Below are 6472 nucleotides of genomic sequence, written 5' to 3' on the forward strand. Positions count from 1 at the left end.
CTAGTTCTCAGGTGAGGCCGAGAAAGTCCTCAAGCAGCACGACCTGCAGTCCAGCGGCGATTTGAGCACTCCTGAAAGCGGCCAAATCAGCTGCGAACTCTGGTCGGAAATGCATCAGAACGATGTCGCCAGGCCGCAGTGAATCGCCCACCTGATAGTCCATCCGCCCAGCGTTGGCTTTTGCCTCCCACGTAATGATTGCCCTGAGTCCGGCGTCGGCTACGGCCGTTCTCATGACGTCAGAGTAGGCGCCCCCGGGTGGGCGGAAGAGCGTGGGGCTGCGGCCATAGTGTTCCAACGCAAACTTTTGCATCCCGAGGATTTCGATCATGTGTCCGTCGTAGTTCAATTCTTTGACCATGTTCACGTTGTGGCTGACCGTGTGATTCTCTATCCGACTCCCCTGCGCGGCGAAAGCCTTGAAAAATGCAGGATCGTCCTGAATGAACGTCTGAGCCAGGAAAATTGATGCCGGATACTCGTACCGGGCCATCAGGAGAGCCATATCCTGTGTCTTTGTACCACCATCATCGATGGTCAGGAAGACGATGGGATGCTTTGTCGGAATGCGGCTCAGCACAGGAGCCAGACCGTTTTCCATAGGGGGAACTTCGAAGTCCGGAGTGAAGGTTTTCCTTTGAATTTTTGCTGCTGCGGCAGCGTCTATGGCCGCATCAGACTCAGGGGCATATGTAACCATTGCCCCGGCCGGGGGTTCCCCGGCAGCCACAGACGGAGTGATGGCGGCTGCTTCCGGCCGCCGGTGTCCATCGGAGCATGCTCCTAAGGCCGCCATGAGGGCCGTCCCCAGAGCAACCAGGGTACTTCTCCTTGTTGACTCACTTTGCATCAAAAACACCTTGATCATTCGCGTGGAATTCCATGGGAAAACCATGGTGAGGAGGCGACACAATCGTTCCTGTGATCGCCCCGGATGGGTAGTGACAAATCCAAGTGGAATACGTTCATTCCCCCTCGACGTTTGCGCGCCGTGGAATACGATCACGCAATTCTTGGAATTCAGCACAGGGAACGCCCGACCTTGGTCGGCTGCTCGTCTGCGCAACCTTCCCTGCACATTCAACGTCAAGATTAATTTTCGGTAGCCCCAGAGAAGGGCCCTGGCACCCCTGCGGTCTTTTCCAGCGACTCAGTGAGCCGTTGAAGTGCTTTCCTTGCGCTGACGGCGTCGTCCTCACTCCAGTCCCGTAGAGACTTCTGGAAGACCGCGAACCGTCGTCCTTCCATGTGCTGCAGCTTGTCCGCACCGGACGGCGTGAGGGCAACAAGCTGGGCTCGGCCGTCATCCGGATCCTTCCTGCGGACTACCAGACCCTGCTCTACCAACTCCGCGATTTGCCGGCTAAGGACCGGAGCACCCACCCCAAGTCGCTGCGCGAGCCGAGTGGCCCGGCACTCCCCCTCAGCGATGAGCCGAAGCACAAGGTGAAGGGCAGTGCTGGTTGCTTCGCCATGCAGAGTCACGGCAGCGACGCAACGCACTGCGCGCTGGAGGTCGAATATCTCGTGCACGAGACTCGCTGCCGTTTCCGGGGTTAATGGCATATTGGGCTCCGGGGTGAGGCCGGGTAGAACCGACCGGGTCGTTGTTTCCGAAGTTACTCGCGGCCGCTGAGCTTGAGGACCTGCTTGAAGAGTCCCGAGTGGTCGAGGCCGCCGTCGCCCTGGTTGACGGTGGCGGCGACGAGCTGTGCGACGATGGCGCCGAGGGGGACGGCGACGTTGGCTTCGCGGGCGGCGGAGGTGACGATGCCGAGGTCCTTGTGGTGGAGGGCGAGGCGGAAGCCGGGGTCGAAGTTGCGGTCGAGCATCTTCTGGCCCTTCTGGTCTAGGACCTTGGAGCCGGCCAGGCCGCCGCCGAGGACCTTGAGGGCGGCGTCGGTGTCTACGCCATAGGCCTCGAGGAAGGCGATCGCCTCGCCGAGGACCTGGATGTTGACGGCCACGATCAGCTGGTTGGCTGCCTTGACGGTCTGGCCGGAGCCGGAGGGGCCGACGTGGACGATGGTTTTTCCGACGGCGTTCAGGACGTCCTGGGCTGCCTCGAAGTCTGCCTTTTCGCCGCCGACCATGATGGACAGGACGGCATCGATGGCGCCCTGCTCACCGCCGGAGACCGGGGCGTCAAGCGGGCGGAGGCCGGCTTCGCGGGCCTCGTCGGAAAGGCGCTTGGCGACATCCGGGCGGATGCTCGAAGCGTCGATCCACAAGGTGCCCTTCTTCGCGTTGGCGAAGACGCCGTCCTTGCCGCTCACTACGCCCTCGACATCCGGGGAGTCCGGGACCATGGTGATGACGACGTCGGCATCCTTCACGGCGTCGGCGATGCTCGTGGCACCCTGGCCGCCCTCAGTGACGAGCTTGTCGATCTTGTCCTGGCTGCGGTTGAAGCCGGTGACCGTGTAGCCGGCCTTCACGAGGTTGATGGCCATGGGCAGGCCCATGATTCCGAGTCCGATAACTGCAACGTTGCTCAATGGAATCTCCTTAATGCATTCTCTGGTTAGGTGGCAGTTTCCGAAATCTTTTCGTCTGCCGATGTGTCGGTTGGGATCGAAGCCGAGGCGCTCTGGCTACTGTGGGTTCCTGTTCACCCGAGGATGGGTCAGGGTCACGGACGGCGGGAGTCTGACGGTACTTCCCTTGCGGGGTCCGGTTCGCTGTCAGCAATTGTTCGGGCCTCTCCCCCGGCCAGGTCCACTGCAATCCCGGCTTCCGTTTCCGCGAGTTGTTCAAGGCCGGTCTGTCGCTTCAAGGGCACGTTGGGGAGGAAAGCGATGGCTATAACGCTTAGGAGTGCAAGCGGCGTGGAGAGTAGAAATACCTCGGCCACTCCCTGGGCGTAGGCTTCCGCTACCACGGCACGGAGTGGATCGGTTAGGGAGCCTATGTCGGGAAGACGTTTAGTGCTGATTACCGATGGGTCAATTCCCTGTGCCCTCAAGGACTCGGCGTTTTCAGCTATGACGTGCGCTGCCCTTGAGGAAAGGGCAGCACCAAGCACTGTGACGCCAATGGTTCCGCCCAGAGTCCGGAAGAAGGCTACTCCTGCGCTTGCTACACCCAGTTGCGCCACGTCGGCTGTGTTCTGGGTGACGAGGACGAGGTTTTGCATAACCATTCCGATGCCCAGTCCGACGAAAGCCATGTACGTCCATAAGAGGGGTATCGGCGTAGCCACGCCTATCGTTGCCAAGCATCCCAACCCTAGGGTGAGGAGGCTGGATCCCAGAACCATCCAGAACTTCCACTTGCCCGAGCGGCTGATGAGAGCACCAACCACTGTTGACGCCACCACCACTGCGATGACCTGAGGCATGGCAATGAGGCCCGAGTCAGTGGCAGTGGCCGCACGGCTCAGCTGCAAGTACTGGCTCATGAACACAGCAGTACCGTAGACCGCCACGCCCACCGAGATGCTGGCGATAACAGTGAGCGAGAACGAAAGATTCCGGAACAGAGTCAGCGGGATGATCGGTTCTGCGGCCTTCCTCTCTACCAGGACGGCCGTGACGAGCAGGACGACGGATGCGGCCAGCAATATTAGAGATTGAAGTGAGAGCCATTCAAACTGCGAGCCGCCCAAAGATATCCAAACCAGCAGAGCTGACACGCCTGCGGTTATGAGGATGGCCCCGGCATAGTCAATGGTCACGGTTCGGCGCTTCCGGGGCAGGTCGAGAGTAAATTGAATCAGGACGAGCGAGGCTAAGGCGATGGGAACCGAGGCGAAGAAGTTCCAGCGCCATCCTGCCAAATCCGTGATGACTCCACCGAGAAGAGGACCACCCACGGAGCCCGCCGTCATGACCGCGCCCGACAAGCCCATGTACTTTCCACGTTCCCGCGGGCTGATGATATCGGCCATGATGACCTGCACCAGAGTCAGCAAGCCGCCCGCACCCAGTCCTTGAATGACGCGTCCCGCGATCAAAGCGCCTGATTCCGGTGCGGCGCCAGCCAATAGGGAACCCACGATGAAGACCACAAGGGCTGCCTGAACCAACGCCTTCCGGTCAAGTAGGTCGGCCAGCTTGCCCCAAATTGGCGTGCTCACGGTGATCGCCAGCAAAGTGGCAGTTACGATCCATGTGAAGGTGGCCTGGGACCCGGCAAGATCGTTAACAATGCGGGGAATTGATGTGGAAACAATTGAGCTCGCAAGGAGCGCCACCAGGAGGCCCGTCAGCAAACCAGTCAATTGTTTGAGGACCGAGCCGCCGGAGGAAGTCCTCGTGAGCTTCCTTCCGTGTACCGCTCTTCTCTGAGGCCTGCTGTTGCTTATCTTGAAATTAGCGGGTCTCAATGACTTGTCCTGAAAGTTCCAGGTCACTCAGAAGAGCTTCGACTCTGGCCCTCGCGCGGGCGAGAACGTCATGCCCGGGGGCCACATGCACCCTGTCCTGCTCCACGGCGGCGATCGCTGCCTCGGCTACCCCCAAGGGCGTGAGGATACCTCCGGATGCGGCAGCGATGCTCCGCATCGCTCCTTCGGCGCCGGCCGGAAGTTTGATGGCGCCGAGCGTTGCCGAGTTTTGTCCGAGGGCTGTATCGACGAGCCCCGGACATAGAACGGTTGCACCGAGCGCGGGCGCCGCTGCTCTAAGTTCGATGTCGAGTGTCTCTGTCAGGCCCACGACTGCGTGCATGGTGGCCGTATAGGGGGTGCGGTTTGGCAAGGGAGCCAGCCCGCCGGACGATGCCGTGTTAAGAAAATGCCCGGTACCTTGTTTGATCAGGATGGGGGCGAAGGCCTGCACTCCATGGATGACTCCCATGATCTTCACCGCGATCATCCGGTCCCAAGTTTGCATGTCCTGTTCCCATAAGGGTGCACCCTGGCATATGAGTCCAGCATTGTTGCAGACGAGGTCAACCCGCCCGAACAGCTCCAAGGTGCGGTTCGCAAGCTCTCCTACCGAAGCCCGGTCGCTCACGTCAGTTAGCACGGTCGCAACCTCGGCACCTATTGCCCGGAGCGCATCAGCAGCCGGTTCAAGGGCTCCCTCACGGACGTCGGCTAAGACCAGGTGGACACCTCTTGCGGCCAGGGCTTCTGCGAGACCAAAACCAATACCGCTCGCACCTCCCGTAATAACGGCGACTTGGCCGGAAGTTATCTTCATTGTTTTCCACTTTCGTTAGGCACAGGGGTTGGCGTCATTATCATCAGTTGGCGTCTTGGCGTCTTGGCGTCTTGGCGTCTTGGCGTCTTGGCGGGGTGCCGCGGAAAGCCCTACATGTGCTTCCACCACCGTCAAACCCGCGGACACCACCTCCTGAACGGGCGCCTCAATGTCGACGACGATGCCGGCTTCGTCGTCGTCGAGCGGTTCCAGGGTGGCGAGCTGGGAGTCGAGCAGGGCGGGCGGCATGAAGTGCCCGGTTCGCCCTTCGGTCCGTGCCCGCAGGACCTCTTTGCTGCCGTGCAGGTGCAGGAAAACGGTGTCCGGGGCCTGGGCGCGGATGGCGTCGCGGTAGCTGCGGCGCAGCGCCGAACAGGCGAGTACCAGTCCGCCGTTTCCGGCGGCCGCGAGTTCGCTGCCCACCGTGGCGAGCCAGGGCCAGCGGTCCTCGTCGGTCAGCGGCGTTCCGGCAGCCATCTTTGCGACGTTGTCCACCGGGTGGAGGGAGTCGCCGTCGAGGAACGGTACGCCCAGTTCGCGGGCCACCAGGTCCCCGATGGTGGTCTTGCCGCAGCCCGAGACGCCCATGACGACGATGCGGTGCCGTTGGGGTTGGGTCGTCAAAGCCCCTGCCTCACCAGTCATGGACGGTGCCGTCGACGAGCCGGTTGTAGGGCAGGTACGCCTGCTGGTACGGGTAGGCGGCTGCGGCTTCGGCGTTGAATTCGACGCCGATGCCGGGCTTGTCGCCGGGGTGCAGGTAGCCGTCCACGAAGGTCATGGACTGTTCGAAGACTTCGTTGGTCTTGTCCGAGTGCTGCATGTATTCCTGGATGCCGTAGTTGTGGATGGCCAGGCCCACGTGCAGCTGCGCCGCGAAGCCCACCGGGGAAATATCGGTGGGGCCGTGGAAGCCGGACTTGATCTGGTACTGCGCGGCGAAGTCCATGACCTTCTTCAGCGGGGAAATCCCGCCGAAGTGGGTGGAGGCGGCGCGGACGTAGTCGATCAGCTGTTCCTTGATCAGGGTCTGGTAGTCGAAGACGGTGTTGAAGATTTCGCCGATGGCCAGCGGGGTGGTGGTGTGCTGGCGGACCAGGCGGAGGGCTTCCTGGTTTTCGGCCGGGGTGCAGTCCTCGAGCCAGAACAGGTCGTACGGTTCCAGGGCCTTGCCCAGCTTGGCAGCCTGGATCGGTGTCATCCGGTGGTGGCCGTCGTGCAGCAGCGGGAGCTCGGGGCCGAATTCGTTCCGGACAGCTTCGAACACGGTGGGCAGGTGGCGCAGGTAGGCCCGCGTGTCCCAGTCCTCCTCCACGGGGAACGCG

General features: G+C 61.6%; 7 protein-coding genes. All 7 read right to left on the reverse strand.

Features of this window, described 5'->3' with window-relative positions; genetic code table 11:
- Positions 1-7: 7 nt before the first annotated feature.
- Positions 8-1027, reverse strand: coding sequence for a polysaccharide deacetylase family protein (locus ABV518_RS08840; protein ID WP_367766561.1), 1020 nt, complete (start codon positions 1025-1027; stop codon positions 8-10).
- A 65-nt stretch (positions 1028-1092) separates the two neighbouring features.
- Positions 1093-1566, reverse strand: a complete 474-nt coding sequence (locus ABV518_RS08845; RefSeq protein ID WP_367766562.1) for a MarR family winged helix-turn-helix transcriptional regulator — start codon at positions 1564-1566, stop codon at positions 1093-1095.
- Positions 1567-1619: 53 nt separating this feature from the next.
- Positions 1620-2513, reverse strand: coding sequence for a 2-hydroxy-3-oxopropionate reductase (locus ABV518_RS08850; RefSeq protein WP_367766585.1), 894 nt, complete (start codon positions 2511-2513; stop codon positions 1620-1622).
- Between the two features lie 119 nt (positions 2514-2632).
- Positions 2633-4354: an MFS transporter gene (locus ABV518_RS08855; RefSeq protein WP_367766563.1), complete on the reverse strand. Its 1722-nt coding sequence runs from the start codon at positions 4352-4354 to the stop codon at positions 2633-2635.
- A complete protein-coding gene (locus ABV518_RS08860) occupies positions 4314-5147 on the reverse strand; it encodes an SDR family NAD(P)-dependent oxidoreductase (protein WP_367766564.1) in 834 nt (277 codons plus the stop codon). The genes ABV518_RS08855 and ABV518_RS08860 overlap by 41 nt, the downstream gene beginning before the upstream one ends.
- Positions 5148-5162: 15 nt before the next feature.
- The gene (locus ABV518_RS08865; protein ID WP_367766565.1) at positions 5163-5792 is read right to left on the reverse strand and encodes a gluconokinase; all 630 of its coding nucleotides are present in this window, start codon (positions 5790-5792) and stop codon (positions 5163-5165) included.
- The coding region (locus ABV518_RS08870) for an enolase C-terminal domain-like protein (protein WP_367766566.1) at positions 5782-6472 on the reverse strand (691 nt) is incomplete at its 5' end. The genes ABV518_RS08870 and ABV518_RS08865, both read right to left, overlap by 11 nt.

The organism is Arthrobacter sp. HS15c, assembly GCF_040812005.1.
GTDB lineage: Bacteria > Actinomycetota > Actinomycetes > Actinomycetales > Micrococcaceae > Arthrobacter.

Excerpts from the sequence above, each read along its gene's own strand:
- ABV518_RS08845 (WP_367766562.1), bottom strand. The coding sequence starts at position 1,566 with ATGCCATTAACCCCGGAAACGGCAGCGAGTCTCGTGCACGAGATATTC.
- ABV518_RS08865 (WP_367766565.1), bottom strand. The coding sequence starts at position 5,792 with ATGACTGGTGAGGCAGGGGCTTTGACGACCCAACCCCAACGGCACCGC.
- ABV518_RS08860 (WP_367766564.1), bottom strand. The coding sequence starts at position 5,147 with ATGAAGATAACTTCCGGCCAAGTCGCCGTTATTACGGGAGGTGCGAGC.